Source organism: Arthrobacter sp. P1_D4 (assembly GCF_056406115.1).
The window spans coordinates 109,637-134,140 of sequence record NZ_JBFUAU010000002.1 but is presented as its reverse complement, the minus strand read 5'-3'; the positions used below and the strand labels follow the sequence as shown (position 1 = coordinate 134,140).

The 24,504-nt window shown below is 66.1% G+C and carries 24 protein-coding genes; 8 read left to right on the top strand and 16 right to left on the bottom strand.

The annotated features are described in order from the left end of the window. Nucleotides 1–33 precede the first annotated feature (33 nt). From AC1D0A_RS01535 to AC1D0A_RS01525, 3 genes are read right to left on the bottom strand one after another with little or no spacing between them, the layout of a single operon-like run. On the bottom strand, nt 34–2,382 hold the full coding sequence (locus AC1D0A_RS01535) for an FdhF/YdeP family oxidoreductase (protein ID WP_476945044.1): 2,349 nt from the start codon (nt 2,380–2,382) through the stop codon (nt 34–36). After that, nucleotides 2,379–2,999 carry an MBL fold metallo-hydrolase gene (locus tag AC1D0A_RS01530; RefSeq protein ID WP_243177883.1) on the bottom strand — a complete coding sequence of 207 codons (621 nt, stop codon included), beginning with the start codon at nt 2,997–2,999 and terminating at the stop codon, nt 2,379–2,381. Before AC1D0A_RS01530 ends, AC1D0A_RS01535 begins: the two co-directional genes overlap by 4 nt. Next, nucleotides 2,996–4,120 carry an S-(hydroxymethyl)mycothiol dehydrogenase gene (locus AC1D0A_RS01525; protein ID WP_476945043.1) on the bottom strand — a complete coding sequence of 375 codons (1,125 nt, stop codon included), beginning with the start codon at nt 4,118–4,120 and terminating at the stop codon, nt 2,996–2,998. The genes AC1D0A_RS01530 and AC1D0A_RS01525 overlap by 4 nt, the downstream gene beginning before the upstream one ends. A gap of 396 nt (nt 4,121–4,516) precedes the next feature. On the opposite strand from AC1D0A_RS01525, the gene AC1D0A_RS01520 reads away from it, so the two are divergent. Continuing rightward, nucleotides 4,517–5,293: an ion transporter gene (locus AC1D0A_RS01520; protein WP_476945042.1), complete on the top strand. Its 777-nt coding sequence runs from the start codon at nt 4,517–4,519 to the stop codon at nt 5,291–5,293. Nucleotides 5,294–5,377: 84 nt separating this feature from the next. Here AC1D0A_RS01520 and AC1D0A_RS01515 read toward each other — a convergent pair whose 3' ends face one another. After that, a complete protein-coding gene (locus AC1D0A_RS01515) occupies nt 5,378–6,202 on the bottom strand; it encodes a VOC family protein (protein WP_476945041.1) in 825 nt (274 codons plus the stop codon). A gap of 186 nt (nt 6,203–6,388) precedes the next feature. On the opposite strand from AC1D0A_RS01515, the gene AC1D0A_RS01510 reads away from it, so the two are divergent. Beyond that, complete coding sequence (locus tag AC1D0A_RS01510) at nt 6,389–7,078, top strand: HAD family hydrolase (RefSeq protein ID WP_476945040.1); 690 nt, start codon at nt 6,389–6,391, stop codon at nt 7,076–7,078. Nucleotides 7,079–7,203: 125 nt separating this feature from the next. Here AC1D0A_RS01510 and AC1D0A_RS01505 read toward each other — a convergent pair whose 3' ends face one another. Next, nucleotides 7,204–7,503: a MerR family transcriptional regulator gene (locus AC1D0A_RS01505; protein WP_243177888.1), complete on the bottom strand. Its 300-nt coding sequence runs from the start codon at nt 7,501–7,503 to the stop codon at nt 7,204–7,206. A gap of 132 nt (nt 7,504–7,635) precedes the next feature. On the opposite strand from AC1D0A_RS01505, the gene AC1D0A_RS01500 reads away from it, so the two are divergent. Further along, on the top strand, nt 7,636–8,076 hold the full coding sequence (locus AC1D0A_RS01500; RefSeq protein WP_476945039.1) for an Hsp20/alpha crystallin family protein: 441 nt from the start codon (nt 7,636–7,638) through the stop codon (nt 8,074–8,076). 176 nt (nt 8,077–8,252) lie between these two features. Beyond that, nucleotides 8,253–8,510 (top strand): hypothetical protein, encoded by a 258-nt coding sequence (locus tag AC1D0A_RS01495; RefSeq protein WP_476945038.1) that lies wholly within the window; start codon nt 8,253–8,255, stop codon nt 8,508–8,510. 101 nt (nt 8,511–8,611) lie between these two features. Here the strand turns inward: AC1D0A_RS01495 and AC1D0A_RS01490 are convergent, their stop codons facing one another. The 3 genes from AC1D0A_RS01490 to rfaE2 all read right to left on the bottom strand — a co-directional run bounded on the left by AC1D0A_RS01490 (nt 8,612) and on the right by rfaE2 (nt 11,072). Beyond that, nucleotides 8,612–8,785: a CsbD family protein gene (locus AC1D0A_RS01490; protein ID WP_476945037.1), complete on the bottom strand. Its 174-nt coding sequence runs from the start codon at nt 8,783–8,785 to the stop codon at nt 8,612–8,614. 155 nt (nt 8,786–8,940) lie between these two features. Continuing rightward, a complete protein-coding gene (locus tag AC1D0A_RS01485; RefSeq protein ID WP_243177890.1) occupies nt 8,941–9,465 on the bottom strand; it encodes a hypothetical protein in 525 nt (174 codons plus the stop codon). After that, nucleotides 9,462–11,072 carry a D-glycero-beta-D-manno-heptose 1-phosphate adenylyltransferase gene (rfaE2, locus tag AC1D0A_RS01480; protein ID WP_476945036.1) on the bottom strand — a complete coding sequence of 537 codons (1,611 nt, stop codon included), beginning with the start codon at nt 11,070–11,072 and terminating at the stop codon, nt 9,462–9,464. Before rfaE2 ends, AC1D0A_RS01485 begins: the two co-directional genes overlap by 4 nt. A gap of 304 nt (nt 11,073–11,376) precedes the next feature. On the opposite strand from rfaE2, the gene AC1D0A_RS01475 reads away from it, so the two are divergent. Continuing rightward, nucleotides 11,377–12,534: a glycosyltransferase family 9 protein gene (locus AC1D0A_RS01475; protein WP_476945035.1), complete on the top strand. Its 1,158-nt coding sequence runs from the start codon at nt 11,377–11,379 to the stop codon at nt 12,532–12,534. On the opposite strand, the gene AC1D0A_RS01470 is transcribed toward AC1D0A_RS01475, so the two are convergent. From AC1D0A_RS01470 to AC1D0A_RS01440, 7 genes are all read right to left on the bottom strand, one after another. Continuing rightward, complete coding sequence (locus tag AC1D0A_RS01470) at nt 12,500–13,213, bottom strand: SDR family oxidoreductase (protein WP_243177893.1); 714 nt, start codon at nt 13,211–13,213, stop codon at nt 12,500–12,502. The two genes, AC1D0A_RS01475 and AC1D0A_RS01470, sit on opposite strands and share 35 nt — an antisense overlap. Before the next feature lie 85 nt (nt 13,214–13,298). Continuing rightward, entirely contained in the window at nt 13,299–14,702 is a 1,404-nt protein-coding gene (locus tag AC1D0A_RS01465; RefSeq protein WP_243177894.1) for a PfkB family carbohydrate kinase, read from the bottom strand. Beyond that, nucleotides 14,699–15,352, bottom strand: coding sequence for a D-sedoheptulose-7-phosphate isomerase (locus AC1D0A_RS01460; protein ID WP_439954083.1), 654 nt, complete (start codon nt 15,350–15,352; stop codon nt 14,699–14,701). The genes AC1D0A_RS01465 and AC1D0A_RS01460 overlap by 4 nt, the downstream gene beginning before the upstream one ends. A gap of 62 nt (nt 15,353–15,414) precedes the next feature. Continuing rightward, entirely contained in the window at nt 15,415–16,695 is a 1,281-nt protein-coding gene (locus tag AC1D0A_RS01455; protein WP_243177896.1) for a glycosyltransferase, read from the bottom strand. Further along, nucleotides 16,692–17,708, bottom strand: coding sequence for a glycosyltransferase (locus AC1D0A_RS01450; RefSeq protein ID WP_243177897.1), 1,017 nt, complete (start codon nt 17,706–17,708; stop codon nt 16,692–16,694). The genes AC1D0A_RS01455 and AC1D0A_RS01450 overlap by 4 nt, the downstream gene beginning before the upstream one ends. Further along, nucleotides 17,705–18,781, bottom strand: coding sequence for a glycosyltransferase family 9 protein (locus AC1D0A_RS01445; RefSeq protein WP_243178001.1), 1,077 nt, complete (start codon nt 18,779–18,781; stop codon nt 17,705–17,707). Before AC1D0A_RS01445 ends, AC1D0A_RS01450 begins: the two co-directional genes overlap by 4 nt. Beyond that, nucleotides 18,778–19,332 (bottom strand): D-glycero-alpha-D-manno-heptose-1,7-bisphosphate 7-phosphatase, encoded by a 555-nt coding sequence (locus AC1D0A_RS01440; protein WP_476945034.1) that lies wholly within the window; start codon nt 19,330–19,332, stop codon nt 18,778–18,780. Before AC1D0A_RS01440 ends, AC1D0A_RS01445 begins: the two co-directional genes overlap by 4 nt. A 97-nt stretch (nt 19,333–19,429) precedes the next feature. Here AC1D0A_RS01440 and AC1D0A_RS01435 point away from each other — a divergent pair, with 97 nt between their 5' ends. Continuing rightward, nucleotides 19,430–20,377 carry a glycosyltransferase family 9 protein gene (locus AC1D0A_RS01435; protein WP_476945033.1) on the top strand — a complete coding sequence of 316 codons (948 nt, stop codon included), beginning with the start codon at nt 19,430–19,432 and terminating at the stop codon, nt 20,375–20,377. Here the strand turns inward: AC1D0A_RS01435 and AC1D0A_RS01430 are convergent. Continuing rightward, the gene (locus AC1D0A_RS01430) at nt 20,335–21,105 is read right to left on the bottom strand and encodes a sigma-70 family RNA polymerase sigma factor (protein ID WP_243177900.1); all 771 of its coding nucleotides are present in this window, start codon (nt 21,103–21,105) and stop codon (nt 20,335–20,337) included. The two genes, AC1D0A_RS01435 and AC1D0A_RS01430, sit on opposite strands and share 43 nt — an antisense overlap. Before the next feature lie 344 nt (nt 21,106–21,449). Here AC1D0A_RS01430 and AC1D0A_RS01425 point away from each other — a divergent pair, with 344 nt between their 5' ends. Both AC1D0A_RS01425 and AC1D0A_RS01420 read left to right on the top strand, forming a co-directional pair. Beyond that, a complete protein-coding gene (locus tag AC1D0A_RS01425) occupies nt 21,450–23,957 on the top strand; it encodes a molybdopterin oxidoreductase family protein (RefSeq protein ID WP_476945032.1) in 2,508 nt (835 codons plus the stop codon). Then, nucleotides 23,954–24,415, top strand: a complete 462-nt coding sequence (locus tag AC1D0A_RS01420) for a hypothetical protein (protein WP_476943946.1) — start codon at nt 23,954–23,956, stop codon at nt 24,413–24,415. The genes AC1D0A_RS01425 and AC1D0A_RS01420 overlap by 4 nt, the downstream gene beginning before the upstream one ends. Nucleotides 24,416–24,504 lie beyond the last annotated feature (89 nt).

Below are 24,504 nucleotides of genomic sequence, written 5' to 3'. Positions count from 1 at the left end.
CAACCAGGAAGCGGGGCCGCTCCGTCGCAGTGGCTAGCTCGCCGTGGCCGCCCCAAGCGCGGCAGCCGGCTCGAGGCGCTCCACAGGGTGCGGCACGAAGCGGACGAACATCGCCTTGAAGCCCGGGGTGTTGGATTCCCGTGCCACGTTCTCCTTGTGGACCAGGGCGTTGGCCTCGGGGAAATACGCCGCAGCGCAGCCCTTGGCCGTCGGGTAGGCCACGAGCCGGAACTTGTCCGCCTGCCGGTCGTGACCCCGGAACGTGCTCACCACGTCCACCAGGTCCCGGTCCTGGAAACCGAGCTCCGCCAGGTCCTCAGGGTGCACCAGGATCACCCTGCGTCCGTCCGAGATCCCGCGGTACCTGTCATCTACGCCGTAGAACGTGGTGTTGTACTGGTCGTGGCTGCGGATGGTCTGGAGGACCAGGTGGCCCTGGGGCGGGGTCAGGTACTCCAGCGGGCTGACGGTGAACCGTCCGCGGCCGATGTCTGTCTTGAAGGACCGGGAGTCCCGCGGCGGGTTGGGCAGTACGAAGCCGTTCCTGGTCCGGATCCGGGCGTTGAAGTCCTGGAAGCCCGGGATGACGCGGGAGATGTGGTCCCGGACCACGTCGTAGTCCCCGGCCATGGCCTTCCAGTTGACCGGATGGTCCTCGCCGAGCGTGGCGTCAGCCATCCGGGCGATGATCACCGGCTCCGCGAGCAGGTGCTCGGAGACCGGCTTCAGCCGGCCCTGCGTGGAGTGGACCACGGACATGGAATCCTCCACGGAGAGGAACTGGGCGCCGCCCGGGTGCTTGTCGTCCCTGTCTGTCCGGCCCAGGGTGGGAAGGATGAGCGAGGTGCGCCCGTGCACGATGTGGGAGCGGTTGGGTTTGGTGGAGATGTGGACGGTCAGTCCGATCCGCTGCATCCCGGCTTCGAGGGTTTCGGTGTCGGAGCAGGCGAGGGAGAAGTTGCCGCCCATGGACACAAACACATCCACCTCGTTCCGCTCAAAGGCCTCCATGGCCTCGACGGCGTCGTAGCCGTGGCCGCGCGGAGACGTGATCCCGAATTCCTTGTCCAGGGCTTCGAGCAGCCATTCCTTGGGCTTCTCCCAGATGCCCATGGTCCGGTCGCCCTGGACGTTGGAGTGCCCGCGGACCGGGCAGGCCCCGGCGCCGGGTTTGCCGAAGTTGCCCTGCAGGAGCAGGACGTTGACCATTTCCTTGATGGTGTCCACGGAGTGCGGCTGCTGCGTGACGCCGAGGGCCCAGCAGAAGATGGTGGCCTTGGACCGGATCAGCATTCCGGCGACGTCCTCGATCTGCGTCCGGGCCAGGCCGGTGGCTGTCTCGGTCTCTTCCCAGTCCAGCTCCCGGCGGGCGTCGCGGTAGGCGTCGAAGCCGTCCGTCTGCGCCTCGACGAAAGTCCGGTCGACGACGGTGCCGGGTGCCCGATCTTCCTCCTCCAAGAGCAGGTGGCCCAAGGCCTGGAACAAAGCCAGGTCCCCGCCCACCTTGATCTGCAGGTACTCGTTGGCCAAAGGTGTGCCGTTGCCGAGCACACCGGAGACGGTCTGCGGGTCCTTGAAGTTGAACAGCCCGGCCTCGGGCAGCGGGTTCACCGCCACCACCTTGCCGCCGTTGTCCTTGCATTCCTTGAGCGCTGAGAGCATCCGGGGATGGTTGGTGCCGGGATTCTGCCCGACCACAAAAATCAGTTCCGCGTCGTGGATATCGTCCAGGGACACGGTGCCCTTGCCGATCCCGATGGTCGGATTCAGCGCCGAGCCCGAGGACTCGTGGCACATGTTTGAGCAGTCCGGCAGGTTGTTGGTGCCCAGGGCCCGGGCGAACAGCTGGTACATGAACGCAGTCTCGTTGGCCGTGCGCCCGGAGGTGTATAAAACGCAGCGGTCAGGGCTTGAAGCGCGGATGTGCTCCCCGATCAGACCGAACGCTTCGGCCCAGGAGATCGGCGAATAATGCGCGTCTCCTTCCCGGATGACCACGGGCTCACTGAGCCGGCCCTGGTTGCCCAGCCAGTATTCCGTCTTCCCAGCCAGTTCGGCGATGGAATGCCGGGCCCAGAACTCCGCCCCGACCGTGCGCAGGGTGTTCTCCTCCGCCACCGCCTTGGCGCCGTTCTCGCAGAACTCGGCCGTTTTGCGCTTCTTATCCGATTCCGGCCACGCGCAGCCCGGGCAGTCGAACCCGCCGCGCTGGTTCAGCCGCAGCAGCGAGTGGGCCGTCCGGGATACTCCGGCCTGGGCCACGGCGCGCTCCAGCGCCACCATCACTGCCTTGACACCGGCTGCTTGCTTCTTCGGTGTGTGGACTTCCAGCTCGTCCTCGTTAATGTCCGCGACGGGAGCCGGCTGCCTGCCTAATTTCACAGCTTCACCTTGGTCAGCGTCTCCCGCTCCGCCCCGATTGTGGTGCTGTCGCCATGCCCGGTGCGGACCACGGTTTCGGGAGGGAGCGTCAGCAGCCGTTCCCGGATCGAGGAGAGGATGGTCGGGTAGTCGCTGTAGGACCTGCCGGTCGCCCCTGGGCCCCCGTTAAACAGAGTGTCGCCGGTGAACACCGTTCCCTCCCCCGCCAGCAGGAAGCAGGTGGATCCGGGTGAGTGGCCGGGGGTGTGGATGGCCCTCAGTGTCGCGCCTCCCACGCGGAAGACCTCGCCATCGGCAAGATCACGGTCCGGCTTGACGTCGGGATAAACCTTTTCCCAGAGCATCAGGTCATCGGGGTGCAGGTGGATGGGGGCATTCACCGCCGCTGCGACCTCGCGGGCCGCGCCGATGTGGTCGTTGTGCGCATGGGTGAGCAGGATGGCAAGGACCTTCCGGCCGCGGACCTGGTCGATGATTGCGGCTGCGTCGTGCGGGGAATCGATGATCACGCATTCTTCGCGGTCGCCGACGATCCAGACGTTGTTGTCCACGTCCCAGGTGCCGCCGTCGAGCGAAAACGTCCCCGACGTCACCAGGCTCTCGATGGTGACGCTCATGCGGGCTCCGCCACGGCCGCGAGATCGGCGGCCGGCCGGATTTCAACCACGGAGCGCAGGACCTTGCCCTCGTGCATCTTGCCGAAGGCCTCTTCCACTTGGTCGATGGTGATGCGTTCGGTGACGAAGGCGTCCAGGTCCAGATTGCCGAGCTTGTAGTGCTGGACCAGCATCGGGAAGTCGCGGGACGGCAGGCAGTCTCCGTACCAGGAGGATTTCAGCGACCCGCCGCGGCCAAAGACATCCAGCAGCGGCAACTCGAGCAACATGTCCGGTGTCGGCACGCCCACCAGCACTACGCGGCCGGCGAGGTCCCGGGCGTAGAACGCCTGCTTGTACGTTTCGGGGCGTCCCACCGCCTCGATCACGACGTCGGCACCGTTGCCGCCGGTCAGCGCCCGGATGGCTTCTATCGGGTCTTCCCTGCTCGAGTCCACGCCGTGGGTGGCGCCGAGGGACTTGGCCATTTCCACTTTGTTGGCGTCGATATCCACCGCGATGATCGTCGTCGCGCCGGCCAGCTTCGCGCCGGCGATCGCGGCGATGCCCACGCCGCCGCAGCCGATGACGGCGACGGATTCGCCGCGCTTGACCTCACCGGTGTTGATGGCGGCGCCGATGCCGGCCATCACACCGCAGCCGAGCAGCCCGACAGCTGCGGGATCGGCGTCCTCGTCAACCTTGGTGCACTGCCCGGCCGCGACGAGCGTCTTCTCGGCGAAGGCCCCGATGCCCAGCGCGGCCGTCAGCTCGGTGCCGTCCTCCAGAGTCATCTTTTGCGTTGCATTGTGGGTGTTGAAGCAGTACTGCGGCTGGCCCTTGGCACAGGCACGGCACTCGCCGCACACCGCGCGCCAGTTCAGGATCACGCGGTCCCCGGGAGCGACCTCGGTGACATCCGGTCCCACGGCGCTGACCACGCCGGTGGCCTCATGGCCCAGCAGGATGGGGAAATCATCGGTGATTCCGCCCTGCTTATAGTGGAGATCAGTGTGGCAGACGCCGCAGGTCAGTATGTCCACAAGCGCCTCACCGGGTCCGGGATCCGGCACGAGGATGTTCTCGACCGAAACAGGGGCATTCTTTTCCTTGGCGATGACCGCCTTTACTTTGTGAACCATAGTTCCTGTGTTCCTTTCCTGAGTCCGCGAGGGACTCTTTTGCGGGACTCTTGGCGACGGACACGCGATGCCAATCTGGCCCAGCCGTTGCGGCCCGAAATCGTCTGCCCGTTCCCCCAAGCTCTGGTCCTGTGCTTTGACGGTGAGGGCACGTCCCCCACCTGCCGTCGAATTGCGTATTACACAACACGATTCACATAGCGCGTACTTTGAAAATATGGCAGTCATCACACCGGGGTGTCAATAGATTCCCGCTGTGCGACCTTCGCGTACCTGCCGTGAAAGCTCTGCGGCCCGCGACACCGTACAGAACTCCACGCAGATCCCTTTTGTACGCGCCAGCAACCTGGGCAAAAAGTGTCAGCTACATCGCCGCCCGCGTGCCAGAATCCTCACATGAGCAAGGAACGCAATGAACTGAAGAGCATCGGATACGAAATCTTCATCGGTATCCTTTCGATCCTGTCGATCGTCAATCTCGTACTCTTGTACGCCGCGCAGGACGAGTCGCTCGACACCGTACTGAAGGCGATGAACGCCCTGTTCAGCGTTATCTTCGTCGCCGACTTCCTCTACCGGATCTTCACCGCACCATCGGCGGGCGCCTATTTCTTCAAGCACTTCGGCTGGGCCGACCTGTTGGCCAGTGTGCCTTTGGCGCAGTTCAAGATCCTGCGCGTTTTCCGGCTTGCCCGGGTGTACCGGCTGCTTCGCGATGTCGGCATCCAGACGGTCGGCCGAGCGCTGATCAAAGATCGGGCCGGCAGCTCCCTGTACATACTGCTGCTCATGGGCATTTTCGTGCTGGAATTCGGAAGCCTCACGATGCTCGGCGTCGAGCAGTACGCCCCAGGGGCCAACATCACGACCGCCTCGGACTCCCTCTGGTACACGATCGTCACGATCTCGACCGTCGGATACGGTGACCAATATCCGGTCACCGATGCGGGCCGCATGATCGGGACAGGCATCATCGTCGTCGGTGTCGGCATCTTCGGCACATTCACCGGCTATCTGGCCAACTTCTTCCTGGCTCCCAAGAAGGCTTCCGCGCCGCCCGTCGATGCGGCTGATACGAGTGCCGCAACGGTCGAGGGGCTCCGCCTGAGCCTCGAAGAGTCTGAGGCAAAGCTCGCCGAGATCAGAAAGCTCCTTGCCGGGCCAACCGAGTGAAAGTTCGCGCCAGACCCGACGCCACGTGTGCCAGCCCCTCGTGACCCGGCGCTCTCTGACCCGGCGCCTCCATTGAAGGAGCGCTCATGGCGACGGGGGCGTGAACTGGCTGGCGGTAAACTCCGCTCCCTGGGGGTCCCGGATCAGTGCCGTGCGCGTCCACTCGGTCTCGCTTTGGCTAAGGACTTGGGCGCCGAGCCGCTTCGCATCAACCACCGTCCGGTCCCGGTCGGCAACGGTGAACGAGACGTGCCACTGCGGCAGTTCGTCGGGGGCCGTGGTCGCGATCCAGGCGATCGCATCCTCGAAGCCAAGTGGAGGGGCCAGGGCTGACTGCCTCGCCCTGATGCCCGGATCGATTGTCGCCTCAAGGTGATCACCGTAACCGGGCCTGCGGACCATGATCCCGAAGCCGAGGTCGTCGACTTGCCAGCCAAACACGTCCTCATAGAACTTGATGGCCGCGCCGGGGTTAGGCGTGTGGAGGTCGCTGAAATTCCAGGACCCCGGCGCATTGGCCACCTGTGCCCCCAAGCGTCGCCTGGCTTGCCAAATGCGGAACCCGACGCCCCCTGGATCGGTCAACGCAGCACTGCGGCCGCCTTCTCCAGCGTCTGCGGCTGCCGACCGCACCGTAGCGCCGGCTGCGACCAGACGCTGCACTGCGGTATCCGCGTCCTCGACGGATATGTAGGTATTCCATGCCGCGGCACCACGGGCGTCCGCCATCCCGGCGACGTCCTGGCCATCGAGCTTGGCTATCAAGTATCGGCCCGGCGCGCCCGCCGGCACGGCGTCCTCGAACGTCCAGCCAAAGAGGCCGGCATAGAACTCGGCGGCCGCCTCGACGTCGGGCTGCTCGGTGTCGATCCAACACGGTACGCCCTGAGGGTAGGTTCGCTGCGTCATATCTCGCTCCCGTCCATGGACATAGCCTAGCGAGCGGGGGCCCGGCCGGGCGCTCAACTCCTCTATTAAGTAGTCTTACTATGAGTCTTTGAGAGGTCCTTCGGACCCCGGTCAGGAAAGATCCGATATGGGCCGAGCCGTTGCCTGGTCAGGCACATGCGGCCCTCAACTAAAGGTGGAGTAGCAATGGTGCCAGGTTTAAAATCCGAAAAGAAACGCGGCGTCCTTTTCGACGTCGACGGGACCTTGATTGACTCCAGCTATTTCCACGCCCTTGCCTGGTGGCAGGCGTTCCGGCGGGAGGGGCTGGACGTCCAGATCTCGGCTATCCACCGCTGCGTCGGCATGGGCGGCGACAAGCTCATCGAACACTTGGTCCCCGGGTGCACCAAGGACATGCAGGAAGACCTCAAGTCCTCGCACGGCGCCGTGTTCGCCACGTTTTGGCCTTCCCTGCGCCCCTTCGACTCTGCCCGGGACCTCCTGGCCGCATGCTCCGGCGCCGGGCTGGCCGTGGGTTTGGCGTCATCAGCGCAGGAGCGCGACCTGGACATCGCCCGGCGCCTCCTGGACGCCGGCACGTCCATCGATGCGTGGACCAGTTCCAACGACGCCGCCGAGAGCAAGCCCGCTCCCGACATTCTGCTGGCGTGCCTGGACAAGCTTGGGCTCAGCCCGGCGGACGTCGTATTTGTTGGCGACGCCGTCTGGGACGTGTTGGCGGCGGCGGCAATCGGAGTTCCCGCCATTGCCCTGACCTGTGGCGGAATCAGCGAAGCCGAGCTGCGGGAGGCCGGTGCCGCAGAGGTCTACGACAATCCGCGGCACCTGTTGGAAAACCTTGAAAGCAGCGCGATTGGAAAGCTGAGCGCCTGATTACGGCACGCCTGGCCTCAAGGCGCCCGGAGCCTCCCGGCGCGGACTGCCCACCCAGGGCCCAAGTCAGCCAGCGGCGAATTGAACACAGCGTGGTCCGCTGAGTTGTGACGTGGCGGCCCGGCTCAGGGATTACTTCGTCGTTTGGCTGCGGCGAGTTCGCGTTCCAAGTGCCGGTTGGCCGCCTCCAGCTCGAGGACGACCCGGATCCCGGCAAGGTTGAGCCCGTCCTGAAGGAGCGCGCTGATCCTGCGAAGCGCTACCAAATCCTGTTCGCTGTACAGGCGGGTACCGCCGTCGGTCCGGCCCGGCTGCAACAGCCCCTTGCGTTCGTAGAGACGCAAATTCTGCTGTCCCATCCCCACGAGTTCGGCCGCCACAGAGATGGCATAGACGCCCGCGGCCCCGCCGGTGTCCGGCCCCATAGGATCCTCCTAAGACCTGTGAATTAACCTCTTGCACCAGTGTGGCACCGGTGTTATAAAAAATCTATCGCAGCCAGAATAGATAATCTGGCTGGGCAACGTCATACACGATCTGTAGGGAGTGAGATAGCCATGCTGATGCGCACCGACCCGTTTCGCGAGCTCGACCGGCTCACCCAGCAGGTCCTCGGCACGGCGGCCAGGCCCGCCGCGATGCTCATGGACGCTTGGCAAGCCGGAGAGGAATTTATCGTCGCATTCGATCTGCCCGGGGTGGACGTCGACTCGGTGGAGATCGACGTCGAACGCAACGTCCTGACGGTCCGCGCCGAACGGAAGAATCTGACAGACGACACCACGGAACTAATTGCGTCCGAGCGTCCCCGCGGCGTTTTCAGCCGCCAGATCGTCCTCGGCGATGCCCTGGACGCCGAGGCGGTGAAGGCCAGCTACGACGCGGGCGTGCTGTTGCTACGGATCCCCATCGCCGCAAAGGCAAAACCCCGCCGGATCCAGATCGAGACCAGCAGTGACCAGGCCCGCGAGATCAGCGCCTGGCTGCCTCCACACTGACGCCGTCAGGAAAGCAGTCAGCCAAGCAGGGAATTGAGCGACGGCGCCCAGCCCAGGCGGGGGCGTCGCCCACCGGGCAGAATTCTCACCACATCCCAGGCCGGATCCGGAACAACGAAGTCAGCCAAGCTGAAGCCGAGGGGCCGTCCACGAGCAACTGCAGGAAAGGAACTGACATGACCACCACCCACTTTGACCGGTTCCTTAGCGAAGCTCTCGAAGCTGGCCGCGAGTCCGACACCGGATTGGGGAAGGAGGAGCTCTACGGCCTCTACACGAGTTGGTGCCTGATAAACCAGGACCGGCCACAGCCCGCCCGGTCCCTCTGGGCGGCACTGAAGGAACACCGGATCAATCCTGCGGACAACCGCCTGACTATGACCGGACCGGCCGCTACGGATTACATTCTGGCCAGCGCGCCCAACCTGGCCTGATCCGGCACACCTCCCGGCGGGCGCAGGCCTCGAACCCACTCCAACTTGCGGAAGCAGGTCACAAGTGCGCCCGCCGTGCGCTCGCGTCGTTCCCGGAATCATTACTTCTTGAAGGCGTCCTTGACCTTTTCGCCGGCCTGCTTCAGGTCAGCTTTGACTTGGTCCCCTTTGCCTTTGGCTTCCAGCGCCGGGTCGTTGGTAGCTTTGCCGGCCGCTTCTTTGCTCTTGCCACCGAGATTCTCGGCGGCGTTCTGGATCTTGTCTCCCGCTCCCATGATGGTCCTCCGATGGTTCCGCCGCGGGCCGGTCGCCAGCGACGATACTAAAAGTTTAAGCACCCAGGGTTTGCAGCGCGAGATGCTGGGCATCGCGTGGGCGGATCACAGCCCAGGTGCTGCCGGCGCTTTGGATGCTCACGGTTCCGGAATGCTCACGGCTTCGCGGCAGGCGCGAGTCTGGTCCGGCAAGTGTCCAGCAGCAATGTCTCCAGGGCCCGAATTTGGGCCGCCGCGCGGTTGCTTAGCTGTTCCATGCGGTCCGGGTCGATGCGCTTGTCTTCACGTGACAGCACCCGGAGTGTCTTCCAGAGCAGCAGTTTTCCGGTGACGGCTGAGATCAGCGACTCAAGCTCGAGTTGCCCTTTGGCTCCCTCGATGGAATGCAGCGGGTTGAGCGGATCGAGGGCGGCAACCTGCGCCCCGGCCCAGGCAACGGGCTTCTTGTAGGCAGGCATGCTCGAATGAAGTTGTTCGCAGATTTCTTCCAGCGCCCGTTTGTCTTCACTCACCTCGGCTGCGAGCCTGCCGACTTCGCCGGCATGGGACGTGTCCCGCCAGGACTTGGCGGCCTGCTCGAAGAGACGCTCCCCCGCGCTGGCGGCGGTCAGATGGCTGTGCAAGTATGCGGACAAGGAATGGCTGGCAGCTGTATCTTCGGAATCGGCGCTCTTCTTCATCGCAATTTCCCCTCTGTGATCGGACTGATGGTCGTCTGCGGACCGGCTGTGTCCCCGGCATGGTCGGGGGATTTGCTGCGGGGTGTGCCGTCGAAGCTGCGGATCCGGTCCACCACCGCAGTGGTGGACTGTTCAGGAACGTAGTCCAGGATCGCCACCCGGCCGCCATAGCGCTCCACGACGGAGGTTTCTGCCAGCATTTCGGGGCTGTAGTCGCCGCCCTTTGCGTAGATCTCCGGACGGATCCTCTTGAGCAGGGGAATGGGCGTGGGAGTGTCGAAAACTGTGACATAGTCCACGCAGCTAAGGGCGGCAATCACAGCGGCACGGTCTGTGATGGTGTTAATGGGTCGTCCGGGCCCTTTCAACCGGCTGACGGATTCGTCGCTGTTCAGAGCCACCACCAGGACATCGCCCAACTGTTTGGCTTGATTGAGGTAACGGGTGTGGCCGCGGTGCAGGACGTCGAAGCACCCGTTGGTGAGAACCACGCGGCGTCCCTCCTCACGGTGCCGGCGCACTTGCCGGGCGAGCTCGTCGGCGTCGAGGGCGGCACCGGTGAACCCCTCAAGGTGACGGCTGAGATCCTCAGTACTGCACACCGAAGTTCCCGGACGGTGCACCGCAACGTCGGCGGCGGCCTGGGCAAGATCAACGCTGGTGGTCAGCGGCAGTGACGCCGCCCGGGCAACTGTCAGCGCGGCAACGAAAGTGTCGCCTGCGCCGGATGCTTGCGCCTCCTGGACGGGACGTGCCCAGGTCCGGTGGACTTCCCCGGATTTGGGCAACAGAACCGTCCCTTCGCGATCCAGCGTCACAACGACCGCCTCCGCGCCGGCCGCCTCCAGCAGCTCGTAGCGGTGATCGACGACGGCGGCCGCCCGCTCGGGTCCGGCGGTGAGCTTAACGCCGAGCATGGCGGCAGCTTCCAGGGCGTTCGGGGTGGCCAGGTCCGGTTTCAGTCCGGCCCAGGCGCGTGGCTGATGCGCGTCCACGACCAGCAGAAGATCCGAGCGTCCCGGCAGCACGTCAAACAGGGCGCTCCGTACCGCTCCGCTGAGCGCCCCGGCTCCGTAGTCACACAGGACCACTGCGTCCTGGTCTTGCAGCAATTGAGGGATACATTGTGCCAGTCGGCTCAAGGCCTCCGCCGGGGTCTCACCTGCGACTTCGTCGAGCCGGAGCAGAATTTGGCCGCCGCTGCTGATCCGGATTTTGGTGGTTGTGGTCAGACCGGCCACCTGGTCCACGTAGGTGGCGTCCACGCCACTGTCCCCTAATTGGCGGAGCAGCTCGGCCGAGGCATCATCGCGCCCCGTTAGCCCTGCCAGTCGTACCTTGGCCCCGAGGGCGGTCAGGTTCATGGCGGTGTTGGCGGCGCCGCCCGGAGAGAATTTCCGCTGGCCGACTTCCACGACCGGGGCCGGCGCCTCACGACAGAGCCGGTCAATGGATCCCGACCACCAGCCGTCGAGCATCACATCGCCGATGACGGTGATGGAAGGCTCAGCCGCCGCCAGCCGTCGGGGCAGCCAGCCGGTCAGGCCGCGCTGGTCCGAGAGGCCGCCCCGGCGCTCGTCGCCATCCTGCGGGCGCGGGCGGGTCACGGCTTCACCCCGCAAAGTCTGATCTGCACGATCGCTGGCATGTTGTTCCTTTCCGGCGGCCCTGTGGTTTGAATGCAAACTGCCCGGTCACGGTCCGGGCGGGAGATCACTCTTACGTAGACCCATACCCTCGTGCCGGGGCATCTACACCCTGCAGCCACGGACAGTTTCACGTTCCCGAACATCCAGTGCCGGTCCGCGGAAACCGGACGATTGCTTGCGGGGCGAAATGTAGCCAAAGGTTGCGTCCGGGACTTATGGTGGCCCCACACATGTGCACCGGACGGACAGGACAGGACGGGTGGTGGCGGACCTCAGGGCGGAATTCGGCGGAGCTGACATAGCGGGCTGGGGCGTCGGGCCGGTGCTGAAAAAATTTCCGAAGGTCTCGCGGATCGCGGTCCTGCGGGGCGGCGGGCTGGGTGATCTGCTGTTTGCCCTGCCGGCAGTGTCGGCGCTCGTCGCGGCGTACCCCGGGGCAAGTGTCACGATGCTGGGGACCCCCGTCCACACTGAACTGCTGGGCGGCACCCTGGGGCCGGTCAGAGACGTCCGGGTGCTGCCCATCGTTGAAGGCTTGAGGCCCGGCAGGCAAGACCCCGCAGCGATCGACGCCTTCCTGGCCTCCATGCGGGACGAGGAGTTCGATCTCGCAGTTCAGCTCCATGGCGGCGGCCGCTACTCCAATCCGTTCCTCCTGCGCTTGGGGGCCCGCCACACCGTGGGAACGCGGACGGCCGACGCTGCGCCACTGGAGCGTAGCGTCCCCTACGCCTATTACCAGCACGAGCCGCTTCGGGGGCTGGAGGTGGCGGGACTGGCCGGCGCTCCCCCGGTTGACCTGGAAGCCAGGCTGCGGCCACAGGACCAGCACCTGTCCAAGGTCAAGGAATTCCTTGATCGCCTCCGCGACAGCCCGGCAACCCCTGTTGTGGCTGTCCATCCCGGCGCCATGGATCCCCGCCGGCGCTGGCCGGCGGAGAGGTTCGGCGAGGTGGCGGCGGCCTGCGCCGCCGATGGCTGCCGTGTGGTGGTAGTGGGCACCGCGGACGAACGGCAACTCGCTGACGGGGTCGTGACGGCGGCCGGCTCAGACCGGGTCATCTCACTGGCCGGCACACTCAGCCTGGGCGCCTTGGCGGCGTTGTTGGACAGCTGTGCTGTGTTGCTGGGCAATGACAGCGGCCCCCGTCATCTGGCCCAGGCCCTGGGGACGCCGACGGTGGGCTTGTACTGGGTTGGCAACCTGATCAACGCAGGGCCGCTGGGCCGAAGCCTGCACCGCATCCATCTGTCATGGGTGACGCGGTGCCCACAATGCGGCGCCGACCTCACCCAGGTGGGATGGACGGCGCCGCGCTGCGAGCACGATACCTCCCTCCTGGCGGGAATCAGTCCGGCGGATGTTTACGCGGACGTGCGGTGGTTCACGGCCAGGACTCCTCTTGCGCATGGCAGATGAGCAACTCGCGGACTTCACAACCCGGAGGCTGGGAAAGTGCAAACATCACGGCCTGCGCCACCCTGGCCGGATCGTTCAGGCGCGAACCGTCCTGGGGCTTGTACTTCTCGGCCCGGTCGTCGAAGAAGCGGGTATTCATCCCGCCCGGGATCAGCGTGGTCACGCCGATCTCTGCACCCGTCTCCGCGGCAAGCGCCTGGCTGAATCCGATGACGCCGAACTTGGACGCGCAGTATGCCGAAGCCTCCGGCAGCGCCCGCAACCCCAACGTCGAGGCCACCGTGACAACCCGGCCGCGGGAGGATTTCAGGTACGGCAGGGCCGCCCGCACCACCGAGACTGTACCGAGGAGATTGACGAAGATGACCTGTTCCCAGTCGTCTGCCGGGACGTCCTCGAGCTTTCCGCACCGGTCAATTCCTGCCGCTGTCACCACCGCGTCCAATCCTCCCAGGGCCTCCGCGGCCTGCGCAATGGCGGCCGTCACCGCTGCCCGGTCAGCAACATCGACTTCGAGGGCCTTCGCCGCGGACACGTTCCGGACATCGCGGTCGAGGACGAACGGCGTCCCGCCGGCGTCGAGCACGGCGTTGACGACGGCGGCACCAAGTCCTGATCCCCCTCCGCTCACCACGACCCTGCCGGGCGTGGATGGGGCAGGTGGGCTAAACCTTTTCATGGTGTTCCTTTCATTAGCGGCCAATACCTGGCCGGTTTGGATTCACGGGAATTGGATTCAGATGATCTGACCATTTGCCGCTGGGTCAGCCCACGCGGGCGAGCGCCGCGGCGAGCAGGGTCGTGGAGCGGGCAGGGTGGTAGGGAACGGTAAGGCACCGGCCTCCCCAGCTCTCCACCAAGGCGGACTCGGGCAGTTGTTCTGCGTCGTAGTCACCGCCCTTCACCCAGATGTCCGGGCGCAGCCGTTCAAGGCACCGTTCCGGGGTGTCCTCGTCAAACACCACTACGGCGTCCACGCTTTCGAGGGAAAGCAGCAGCTCGGACCTGTCGTGTTCGCCCATGATGGGACGGCTTGCCCCCTTGATGCGGCGGGCCGAGGCATCTGAGTTCAGGCAGACGACGAGGCAGTCGCCCAGGGCTCTGGCTGCTGCGAGGGTGCGGGCGTGTCCGGCGTGCAGGATGTCGAAGCACCCGCCGGTCGCAACCACGGTTCCACCGTTTTGCCGCACCCTGCGGACCCAGTCCAGCGGGTCAGTTTCCTGTACCGGGAAGGGAAGTGGCGGAGGCGCCGACGCCAGGGCGGCAACGCCGCCTGTAGCCAGGAATGAAGAGGCCTCGCTGACCGCTCGACGGCAGGAATCTTCGAGCCCCCCTCCGGCCATAAGGTGGACCGCCAGACTGGCCGCGAGCTTGTCGCCCGCACCGCAAGCATCAGCCACAGCGGTCCGCGGCGCCGGGAGCTGAACAGGCGCGGGTGACGACTCCCGTACGAGGGTCGCTCCCTGTCCGCCCTGTGTGACGAGGACGGCCCTGCTGCGCCAATGCCGCAACAGCTTGCCCGCGAGTTCACCGGTCCCCGCCATCGAGTCCGTCCCTGCCTCCGGGAACGGAGCCGCCGACTCCCTGGCCCTCAGGGCGGCCGCGATGTTGGAGGCCTCGGAGTGGTTTGGTGTCACGACGGCGACCCCTGGAACAGGATCGGCTCCGGCCGGGTGCGGATCCCAGATGACGGGGATGTCCCGGGCGAGGCGTTCGAGTGCAGTGCGCAGGGCACGGTTCGATGTCAGGCCGCGGCCGTAGTCCGCCACGACCACGGCCCCGGCTCCCTCCAGTGCCTGGAGCATGTCTGGCGTCACTTCCGGCAGGGGCCGGCACTGGCAACCTTCGTCAAACCGGGCCACCGGGTGCCCTCCTGCCCGAAGGCGGGTCTTGACCGGGGTCGGCGCTCCTGACGGGCCGGCGACCACGGTGATGCCGCTCAGCTGTTCCAGAAGCCGATGGCCTGGTTCGTCCCGGCCGAGTGCGGTCACGAGGCACACCTGGTGGCCGTCATTGCTCAGCATCCGGGCCACGAGCCCGGCACCCCCGGCTCTCGCTCTGACGGCCGCGACGTCCACGACGGGCACCGGCCCGTCCGGGCAGAGCCGGGTCGCCGAACCGTCAAGGTCAACGTCGAGCAGCACGTCACCCACCACCGCGATCGTCATCGCCTGCCCCGTTGCTGCTGGTCGTGCCGGTCCAGTCGATGGATCTCGGCGTCGAACGCCCGACACATTGCGTGCAAGGCGATCAGATGGCACTCCTGGACGTTGGCTGCGGGCCCGTCGATGGCAATCGCTTCATCGCAACTGAGCGACAGGGGGTTCGGCCCCCGGCCGGTCATAGCCCACGTCGTGACGCCCACCCGGGCGGCAGCCTCGGCCGCGCGGAGGAGGTTGGGGCTTTTTCCGCTTGTAGACAGCAGCATCAGGATGTCCCGGGGGCGGCCGTGCGCCCGCACTTGCCGGGCGTACAGCTCCTCGAAGCCGTAATCATTGGCGATGGCTGTCACCGCGGAGGTCTCGGCGTGCAGCGAAATGGCGGAGAACGGCGCCCTTTCGGCGTCGAAACGTCCCACCAGCTCGGCCGTGAGATGCTGGGCCTCCGCCGCGGAACCGCCGTTCCCGGCGGCAAGCAGGCGGTTTCCGCCCAGCAGCCGCCGGGCAAGTTCCTCGCCCCAGGCAGCCAGTGTCGGGGACTGGCTCAGTAACGATTCCAGGGACGGCAACACACATCCCAGGTGCGCCTGGACTGCTGCGACCGAGTCAGGACGAGTCTTGGTGTCCGCGCTTTCGCCACCATGAACCGCTGACGACACCAGGCCGGCCCACGGGACCGATCGGGATGTGATTTGTGCCTGCGTAAGCGGCGGCTCGATAGTCACAGCACTGCTCCTTCCGCGGCGTGCACTTGGCCGGCGGCGCCCAGCCGCCGGGCCGTAGCGTTTCCGGTGAGGGTCTGCAGATAGGCCTTCTCAGTCTCGGCCGCCACCCGGTCCCAGCTGTAGCGGGCCCGTGCGCGCTGCTGGCCTGCGCGGCCCAGCTCCTCCCGCAGCCCCTTATCGGACAGCAGCCGGGCGAGCGCAGCAGCGGTGGCCCCGGGGTCCAAAGGCGGAACGTGCAGGCCAGTGCCGCCGTCCACTACGGTGTCCCTGAGGCCGCCCACGGCCGAGGCGACCACCGGGACGCCGCAAGCCATGGCTTCGAGGGGCACGATGCCGAACGGTTCGTACCACGGCGTACACGCGACGGCGTCTGCGCTGCGGAAGATCTCCGGCATGGCCTCCCGGGGCACTTGTCCACGGAAGATGACGTGCTCCCGGACACCGAGTTCCGCAGCGATGGCCAGCAGGCGGCGGGCTTCGGCGTCTGACTCAGTCGCTGTGGCATCGCCTCCGCCGCCAACGATCAGGAGTTCGACGTCGGCAAATCCGGCGTCCATCAGCAGCGGCAGTGCCCGGATGACCACGTCGACGCCCTTTCGGGGCACAAGACGTCCGACAGACAGGATTCGGTGGGTCCTGTTGCGTTTGTCGGCGGGTCCGGAACCGGTAAAGAGATCCAGATCGACCCCGCATGGGGCTATCGAGATCTTCTCCGGAGGAATCCCCATCGCTTTGAGCTCGAAGGCTTCGTCGGAGCACGTGGCGATGATCCGGTCGGCACCTTGGCCGACAGACGGCTCCAGCCATTGCCTCTCAACGGGGCTGGTGTCCGCTCGGCCCTGATGGCGGCGTTTGACTGTGCCGAGGGCGTGGAAGGTCTGGAGCACCGGGAGGTGGGCGCTGCCGCCCGGCTTGCGCCGCGCCGCGTCAAGTGCTGCCACGCCGGACATCCAGAAGTGCCCGTGCACCAGATCAGGTGGGCGCCGCTCCCAATCGCGTGCCAATCCGTTCGCCAGTTCCCCCATGAAGGGAAGGAGTTCGTCCTTGGGTACCGGAATTGATGGGCCGGCCTGGACGTGGACCACTTCCAGCCGCGGGGAGATCCGGACCCTGCCCGGCAGGTCCGCTGAGTCCCGCCTGGTGTACACCGTGACGTTGTGGCCGCGCCTCGCCAGGGCGGCCGACAGGGCCGCCACGTGGACGTTCTGCCCACCTGCATCAACTCCGCCGAGGGCGGCCAGGGGGCTGGCGTGCTCGGAAACCATTGAAACTTTCACTGGTTCTTCCCTTCTTGAGTTGGACTAAGGAGCCGGCCGGTGCGGAAGCGCGGGTCGGTCACATCCCCCAGCAGGACATCCCAGGCAGCGAGGAAGGCCTGGAGGCCATACCGGTCCAGGGCCACCTCGCGGGCAATGTCACCACGCCGTCTTGCTTCCTGCGGGTCCTCGATGAGCACCCTCGCGGTGCGCACGAGTTCGTCGACGTCGGTTGAGATCGCTCCCGCTTCCGGCGGCAGTGCGCGTATCGCCTCTGTCGTCGCCAGCGCTACTGCGGGCATGCCGAGGTGCATGGCCTCGAGAAGTGCCAGGCCAAGAGAGGTCCAGCGGAAGGGGTGGAGGTAGACGCGGCAACGGGACATTTCCCGGTGCAGCTCGGGCGTGGGCAGATCTCCGCAGATCGTGAGCCTTTGGGGCGGCAACGCGACGGCGGCCCGCAACCCGTTGGCGCCCATGCCAAATACCCGCAAGGGCGCCGCCGCAGTAAAGCGGTCCAGGAGGTCCGAGCCGGTCACCCGCCACCGCCGGACGGGCTCGTTGATGACGGCTGCCAGCTCCGGAATCTCCCCGGTGTAGGTATGCCCGGGATCAGGGATGCCGTGCTCAATCACGAGCGTGGGCGCGGCGCCGTTATCCCAGAACAGTTCATTGAAATGCGTGACGTGGACTATGGGGATGAACTGCTGGTCTGCCAGCGGATGCACCGAATTCGGCACGTTCCCCTTGGGTGTGTTGTGCTCTACATAGGCTGCCGGCAGATCTTTCCCGGGCCGTCGGCCCAAGACGCGGGTCACCTCGCCCAGTTCCTCCGGCCGTTGCAGCACCACAGCATCCACACTGTCGGCATCAAGGTCGTCGAGCCGGACTTCGCGGACAGAGGTCGGCCAGGGCCGGCCTGCCCGGCCCATACCCCATGGCCCCCGTTCGGGCAGGACCGGCAGGAGGTACTCATGGGCGCCGCGGACGAACGCGTCCGTCCAGGATCCATGTACGTGCCAGAGCAGGATTCTCATGGGTGACGCACCTTTCGGCGGGTGGATAGCGAGGACACGCCGCCGATCAGTCGTTCCACTGCATCCACGAGCTGTTCGGGAGCCACAGTCGACAGGCAAGGATGGCCCGGGACCGGGCACTCAGTGGCACGGCTGAGTTTGCAAGGTGCGTTCTGGTCGCCGAGGATCTCCAGGGGCGCGCCGTAGGGGGCCCATCGGATCGCGGGCACCACGGGCGAGAACAGGCATGCCACCGGTGTACCCAGAGCGGCGGCGAGGTGAGCGGGCCCTGTGTTTCCGGTAACCAGGGCTTCGGCTCCGGCAAGCACACCGGCTAGGGCCCTCAGGTCCGTGCGGCCGCCCAGGTCCAAGGCGGATGGGCCGGCGACTGTTGCCGTCAGGCCCGTTTCTCCGGGCCCTCCTGTCACCACTACCCGGTGTCCTGCCCCTTCGAGCAGTTCTACGGCCGCGGCGTGATGCAACGGGGGCCACGCCCGTGCGGAGGCGGACGCCCCGGGGTGGACCACGACATAGGGCTCCTCCCCCACCAGATCCCGGACATCGGGATAATCCTGCACCCGGAGCTTCCCGGAATCTCCGCGGGGCAAGGTAAAGCCGGCTGCCTGGGCGATGCCGAGCGCACGTTCGGCTTCAGGCTGGTCTTCGGGAAAATCCTCACCGGGCCTGAGCCGAACGTCCATCAGAGTGCCGGCATAATCCACTGAAGCTCCCGTGATCCGTCCGACTCCGGCAAGCCGCAGCAACAAGGCCAGCGGCAAGGGAGACTGATGGAAGGAAGTCAAAATGACGGCCTCGGTGACCCTGGAGTCCCTCACGAACGATGTCAGGGCTTCCAGATGGGGCCCAGCTACTCGTGGAGCAGGCTTCACGATCCACGGGCAACTCCAGCTGTAGACCTCGGACACGCCAGGCAGGAGGGACGCAGCTGGTTCTCCTTGGGGGCCACATAACAGGATGACATCGTTCGGCGCCCCGCCATCCGGATGCCGTCCGTGCGCGACTGCGCGGATCGCTGGCCCCGCCAGCAGGACATCGCCGACCCCGTCCAGCCGAGCCACCAGGACGCGGCTCACGAGGCGGCCCGTCCGGACGGTGCCTTCATCAAAAGGCACAACGCGGAACGAAGATCCACAGCGACCTCTGGAGCAGCGTCAACTTCCGCCGGTCGTGTCAGGGGCGTGGGGACCATGACGCCGCGGGCACCCGCCGCGCGGGCCGCCTCAACGTCAGCTCCAATGTCGCCAATGTACGCGGCCTCGGCGGTAGTGATTCCCAACCGGCGGCACGCCCCGCAAATCATGAAGGGTGCCGGCTTCCGGCAGTAGCAGCCGTCCTGGGGCCGGTGCGGACACAGTTCCCAGACATCGAATCGTCCCAGGAGCTGCTCAACCCGAAGATTGACCGCTGCAACCTGCTCCGTGGTCAGGATCCCGCGGCCTATCCCCGATTGGTTGCTCACGACGCCTACGGCAATTCCCATGGACCGAAGGGTTTGCAGCACGTCCCTGGCGTGAGGCATCGGTTCCACCAACTTGGGATCGCCATTGTATGGCACGTCACGGATCAGGGTGCCGTCCCGATCGAACAGTACGGCCCTCAGCGGTGGTCGGGCAAAAGGTCCCATAAGTGCCTTGTTCCCCGATATCAGTCCAGCTAAACGCCCGGCGGGTCCATCTCCGGACTAAAATCCGAAATCAGGCGAACTCGGAAGGGCGGCCACGATGGGCGGATTTCGAGAAGATGGAAGGCCGGTACTGCTGGTCCTACGGGCGCTGCAGCTCGGCGATCTGCTGGTTGCCGTCCCGGCTCTGCACGCCCTGAGCCGCGCGTACCCCAACCACCGCCGGCTGTACGCGGCACCGAGCTGGCTCGGCGAGGCGGTAGAGCTGGTCGGGGGTTTTGAACTGTTGACGGCGGAAGGGCTAAATGAGCCACTGGCACTGAAACCCGGGAGCGTGGACGTTGCGGTAAACCTCCACGGCCGCGGCCCCGAGAGCCAATCCCGGATTGAAGCGCTCCTGGCCAACCGGGTGATCGCCCACGAAGCGGGCGCCGGTGCTGGTTCCGGGCCGGCTTGGGTGGAGGGCATCCACCAGCGCGAACGCTGGACGCGGCTACTGCAATGGCATGGAATCGACGCCGACGCCGAGGATCTGCGCCTGGCCGCCCCGGCCGTCCCGACGCCGCAGCCGGGGGCCACAGTGGTCCATGTGGGCGCTGCCTACGGCAGCCGGTTGTGGCCTGCCGGACGGTTCGCCGAGGTTGCTGGACTCCTGCGGGACGCCGGGCACAGCGTGCTCTTCACAGGCAGCGCCGCGGAGCGGGGCCGCGCCTCGGAAGTTGCCAGCGGGGCCCGGTTCCGGGCCGATGCCGTCCTTGCAGGCCGCCAACCGCTGGGGGAATTCGCGGCTCTGATTGCCGGCGCCCGCCTGGTCATCTCGGCTGACACGGGTGCGGCCCACCTCGCGTCGGCCTACCGGCGGCCCTCCGTTGTGCTCTTCGGGCCAGCCACGCCGGCGGAATGGGGCCCCCCGCCGGGGCCGCACATCACCTTGACCAAAGCCGAACTGCGGCGCGGCGACCCCTTTGCCGGGGACCCGGATCCTGCGCTTTTGGGTGTCTCTGTTCACGATGTGCTCGAAGCGGTCCGTGGGCTGGGGTTGCTCTGAGATTCCGTTTCCGTGAGCCGCCGCTGCAGTTGCACGAGCACCCGTGAGAGCCGGCGCGAGATTTGCATCTGCGACACTCCAAATCTCCTGCCCAACTCCGTTTGGCTCTCCCCGCAAAAATAGCGCCGGTACAAGAGCGCCCTCTCCGGGGCGGAGAGCTCGGCGATGACCCGGGTCAGGCACATCACCTCCTCAAGCCGCTCAAATCCCGGCTCCTGCACCGCCGGTTCTTCCGCGGCCGGCGGTGCGTCACCGCGGCCGTCGGAACTATCGAGCGAATCGGGGCGCATGCTGGAAACAGCTGCCGCTGCCTCCAGGACGGACTCGACCGTTACACCAAGTTCCCGCGCCAGCTCCGCAGGAGTGGGGGTGCGGCCGAGGGTCTGCGCCAGGGCCGGCTCAGTGCGCAGGAGTTCGGCACGGAGGAGCTGTATGCGCCGCGGGGGCCGGACGACCCAGCAGCGGTCGCGCAGATAGCGTTTCAATTCCCCGGTGATGGTGGGGGCGGCAAAACCCGGGAAGGTGGTGCCTCTGGATTCGTCGAACGCCCTAGCCGCCTTGACGAGTCCCAGATAGGCCACCTGGATCAGGTCTTCCCGCTCGTGGCCCCGGCCGGCGAAGCGTGCCGCCAGGGACTCAGCGAGATCCAAGTAATCAAGGACAAGCCGGTTCTCGAAAGCCTGGCGGATTTGCCCGTGCGGAGCCGGAATTTTCCTGGAGTCAGCCATGTCAGTGGTCCCTTTGAACATGGATTCTGGTCTAGCCCGTGGCAGGACTTAGAAGCAGGAAAACATAAGTCTACTTATAATTCAATGCCCCTTCCTTCTCGAGTCCCTTCTCGGAACCCCCGAGGCGCGAAACACAGCAGTGGGATGCCAGGACGGGGCTCTTCGGAAAACACTGGACTGCTGCCAAGCATGCTGATAAATCTGGTGCTCGGGTCGATGTTTCTACAAGGGGACCCGCACCTCAATGGCCGCGTGGTCTCGCCACCAGCCGGGGCGGCCGGCTGTGCCGGGTCCGGCGACTGCAGGGGTACCGCTCCTAACGTGCGGGGCAGCTGAACAGGAGGATGAGAGTGGTTGACCGGATTGCCGAGATTTGGGGCACACGAACCCCCTATCCGAAGGACGGCCTGTGGCCGGTGCGGGTGGACCAGGCTCTGGATGCGACCGTCACCGAGGGCGACGTGGACCGGTGGGTTCAATCTGCCTGCGTGCTGTGCAGCAACGGCTGCGCGTGCGACATCGCCGTAAAGGACGGCGCCATGGTCGGGATCCGTGGCCGCGCAGGGGATCTGGTCAACCATGGCCGGCTTGGGCCCAAGGGCCTCTTTGCAAGCTGGCAGGGGATGTCCGGGAAAGACCGGCTCACACGGCCTTTGATCCGCGAGAACGGCCGGCTCATCGAATGCGACTGGGATACCGCGATGGACCGGATCACCCAGCGGGGCCGGCAGCTGCTGGAGGAACGGGGACCCCTCAGCCATGGTTTCTACACCAGCGGCCAGCTGTTCCTCGAGGAATACTACGCCCTTGCCGTCCTCGGCAAGGCTGGGATTGGCACTCCCCACATGGACGGCAATACCCGCCTTTGCACGGCGACGGCGGCTGCAGCGTTGAAGGAGTCTTTCGGGGCGGATGGCCAGCCCGGAACCTATGCGGACATCGACAGCTGCGACGCGATCTTTCTTTACGGGCACAACATGGCCGAAACGCAGACCGTGCTGTGGTCGCGTGTGCGTGACCGCATTGCGGGACCGGACCGGCCCAGGCTCGTCTGCGTCGACCCCCGCGACACCGAGGTTGCCAAGTACGCGGACGTTCATCTGGCTGTCCGGCCCGGTACCAATCTCGCCCTGATGAACGCACTGGTCCGTGAAGTCCTGGCCAACGGCTGGGCCGACCGGGAGTACGTGCAGGCGCATACTCTCGGCCTGGACGAACTCAGGGCCGCGGTCGAGCCATGGACGGCTGAAGCGGCCGCAGCGGTCTGCGATGTGGACGCCGCCGGCATCAGGGAAGCTGCGAGGATCTTCGGCACCTCATCGCGGGTGCTCTCCACTGTCCTTCAGGGTTTCTACCAGTCCGCCCAGGCCACCGCGGCGTCGTGCCAGGTCAACAACCTCCACCTGCTGCGGGGGCTGCTGGGCCGGCCAGGGTGCGGGATTCTGCAGATGAACGGCCAGCCAACGGCCCAGAACAACCGCGAATGCGGGGCAGACGGCGATCTCCCCGGCTTCCGGAACTGGGAAAACGCGAACCACATCGCGGAACTCGCGGCGCTGTGGGACGTGGACCCGCTGACCATCCCGCACTGGGCTCCCCCGACCCACGCCATGCAGATCTTCCGCTACGCCGAACAGGGCTCGATCGAATTCCTCTGGATTTCGGCAACCAACCCAGCCGTGTCCATGCCCGAACTCCCTAGGATCCGGAACATCCTGGCCAAGCCCGGGCTGTTCCTCGTGGTCCAGGATCTGTACCTCACAGAGACGGCGCAGCTCGCCGATGTCGTGCTTCCCGCCGCCGGGTGGGGCGAAAAGACCGGTACCTTCACGAACGCCAACCGGACCGTCCACCTCTCGGACAAGGCCGTGGAGCCGCCCGGGGAGGCACGCAGCGACCTGGACATTTTCCTCGATTACGCCCGCCGCATGGGCTTCACCACGTTACGCGGGGAACCCCTGTTGCCGTGGGCGGGCCCTGAGGAGGCCTTCGAGGCGTGGAAGGAATGTTCCCGCGGCCGGCCCTGCGACTATACCGGCATCACCTATGACAGGCTCCGCGGCGGCAGCGGCATCCCGTGGCCGTGCAACACCGCGAATCCGGAGGGCAGGGAACGGCTCTACGAGGATGGCATCTTCCCCACCGACCCTGACTACTGCGAAAGCTACGGCCACGATCTCCTCACCGGCGCCACCGCCGGTCCGGAAGCATTCCGAGCCCAGGCGCCGGGCGGGCGCGCCATCCTGAAAGCGGCGGACTACCGTCCCCCGCATGAGGAGCCCGACGGCCGCTACCCGTTCCGGTATACGACCGGCCGGACCGCCTACCACTTCCACACGAGGACCAAAACCGGAAGATCCCGGGTACTGACAAGCGCGGCCCCAACCGCGTGGGTGGAAATCAGCCCGGACGACGCCGGCCGGCTGGGAATCCGGGAAGGCGACCTCGTCAAGGTGACGTCGCGGCGGGGCCGGATCGAGGTCCCTGCCCGCGTCAGCGACATCCGAAACGGCACCGTCTTCGCACCGTTTCACTATGGCTATTGGGACCAGGACGGTGCCCCCGCAGAACACCCGACGGCTGCCAATGAACTCACGATCACGGAGTGGGATCCCGTGTCCAAACAGCCCGTCTTCAAGAATGCCGCCGTGAGTGTCGAGAAGATCAGTGACGCCACCGGTCCCGCCCCGGCACCCACCACGACGGCATCGCGCCCGGCTGCTGCCGCTGGGCCACGATCCATACGGCCGACCGCTGGAGGCAAAGACGCCGAAGCCACAGAACGGGTCGGCGGCTCTCCGCCCCGCTTTCCCGATGCGGTCCGGCGCGGCCCGCAGGGAGGAACGCCATGAACCTGAAAATCTATCTGGGAATGCTCCGTAAGGCCGAACAGGCCCTCGCGGAGTCTTTCCGCCAAGTGGCAGCCGGCCACGCCGCCGAGCCCGACGTGCACTTCCTGTGCCATACGCTGGCAACGCAGTGTGAGGAGCACAGCCGGCTGCTGCTCCCCGTCGTTCAGCGCTACGGCGAGGACCGCTCAGATAACGAGCCCGAACGGATCCATGCCGAAGGGCTGTCCGCAACGCGGCAGGGTCCGGTGGGCCTGCTGCGCGACCTCCAGGACCTCTATCTCCTGGCGAGCCTCGTCGATGTCACCTGGGCCATGGTCAAACAGGCCGGCTCGGCGCTCCGCGACCGGGAACTCCTTGACGTCGTGTCCCGCTGCGACGGCGAAACAGCCGTCCAGCTGCGCTGGTTGCAGACCCGGATGAAGCAGGCAGCCCCGCAGGCGCTCGTTGTAGCGCGCTAAAACTTGGCATCCAACGCCTGAACGGCCGCCCGGGCAGCACAGTCTGGAATTCTCAGTCCGTGCTGCCCGGCGGGTGTCCGGCCTGTCTT

Bases quoted from the DNA above. Each gene is read 5' to 3' on its own strand.
- AC1D0A_RS01435 (WP_476945033.1), top strand. From the start codon at position 19,430: ATGGGCGGATTTCGAGAAGATGGAAGGCCGGTACTGCTGGTCCTACGG.
- AC1D0A_RS01420 (WP_476943946.1), top strand. From the start codon at position 23,954: ATGAACCTGAAAATCTATCTGGGAATGCTCCGTAAGGCCGAACAGGCC.
- AC1D0A_RS01505 (WP_243177888.1), bottom strand. From the start codon at position 7,503: ATGGGGCCGGACACCGGCGGGGCCGCGGGCGTCTATGCCATCTCTGTG.
- AC1D0A_RS01425 (WP_476945032.1), top strand. From the start codon at position 21,450: ATGAGAGTGGTTGACCGGATTGCCGAGATTTGGGGCACACGAACCCCC.
- AC1D0A_RS01495 (WP_476945038.1), top strand. From the start codon at position 8,253: ATGACCACCACCCACTTTGACCGGTTCCTTAGCGAAGCTCTCGAAGCT.
- AC1D0A_RS01530 (WP_243177883.1), bottom strand. From the start codon at position 2,999: ATGAGCGTCACCATCGAGAGCCTGGTGACGTCGGGGACGTTTTCGCTC.
- AC1D0A_RS01510 (WP_476945040.1), top strand. From the start codon at position 6,389: ATGGTGCCAGGTTTAAAATCCGAAAAGAAACGCGGCGTCCTTTTCGAC.
- AC1D0A_RS01500 (WP_476945039.1), top strand. From the start codon at position 7,636: ATGCTGATGCGCACCGACCCGTTTCGCGAGCTCGACCGGCTCACCCAG.
- AC1D0A_RS01465 (WP_243177894.1), bottom strand. From the start codon at position 14,702: ATGACGATCGCGGTGGTGGGTGACGTGCTGCTCGACGTTGACCTTGAC.
- AC1D0A_RS01430 (WP_243177900.1), bottom strand. From the start codon at position 21,105: ATGGCTGACTCCAGGAAAATTCCGGCTCCGCACGGGCAAATCCGCCAG.
- AC1D0A_RS01490 (WP_476945037.1), bottom strand. From the start codon at position 8,785: ATGGGAGCGGGAGACAAGATCCAGAACGCCGCCGAGAATCTCGGTGGC.
- AC1D0A_RS01520 (WP_476945042.1), top strand. From the start codon at position 4,517: ATGAGCAAGGAACGCAATGAACTGAAGAGCATCGGATACGAAATCTTC.
- AC1D0A_RS01450 (WP_243177897.1), bottom strand. From the start codon at position 17,708: ATGAGAATCCTGCTCTGGCACGTACATGGATCCTGGACGGACGCGTTC.
- AC1D0A_RS01525 (WP_476945043.1), bottom strand. From the start codon at position 4,120: ATGGTTCACAAAGTAAAGGCGGTCATCGCCAAGGAAAAGAATGCCCCT.
- AC1D0A_RS01515 (WP_476945041.1), bottom strand. From the start codon at position 6,202: ATGACGCAGCGAACCTACCCTCAGGGCGTACCGTGTTGGATCGACACC.
- AC1D0A_RS01470 (WP_243177893.1), bottom strand. From the start codon at position 13,213: ATGAAAAGGTTTAGCCCACCTGCCCCATCCACGCCCGGCAGGGTCGTG.
- AC1D0A_RS01440 (WP_476945034.1), bottom strand. From the start codon at position 19,332: ATGGGACCTTTTGCCCGACCACCGCTGAGGGCCGTACTGTTCGATCGG.
- AC1D0A_RS01485 (WP_243177890.1), bottom strand. From the start codon at position 9,465: ATGAAGAAGAGCGCCGATTCCGAAGATACAGCTGCCAGCCATTCCTTG.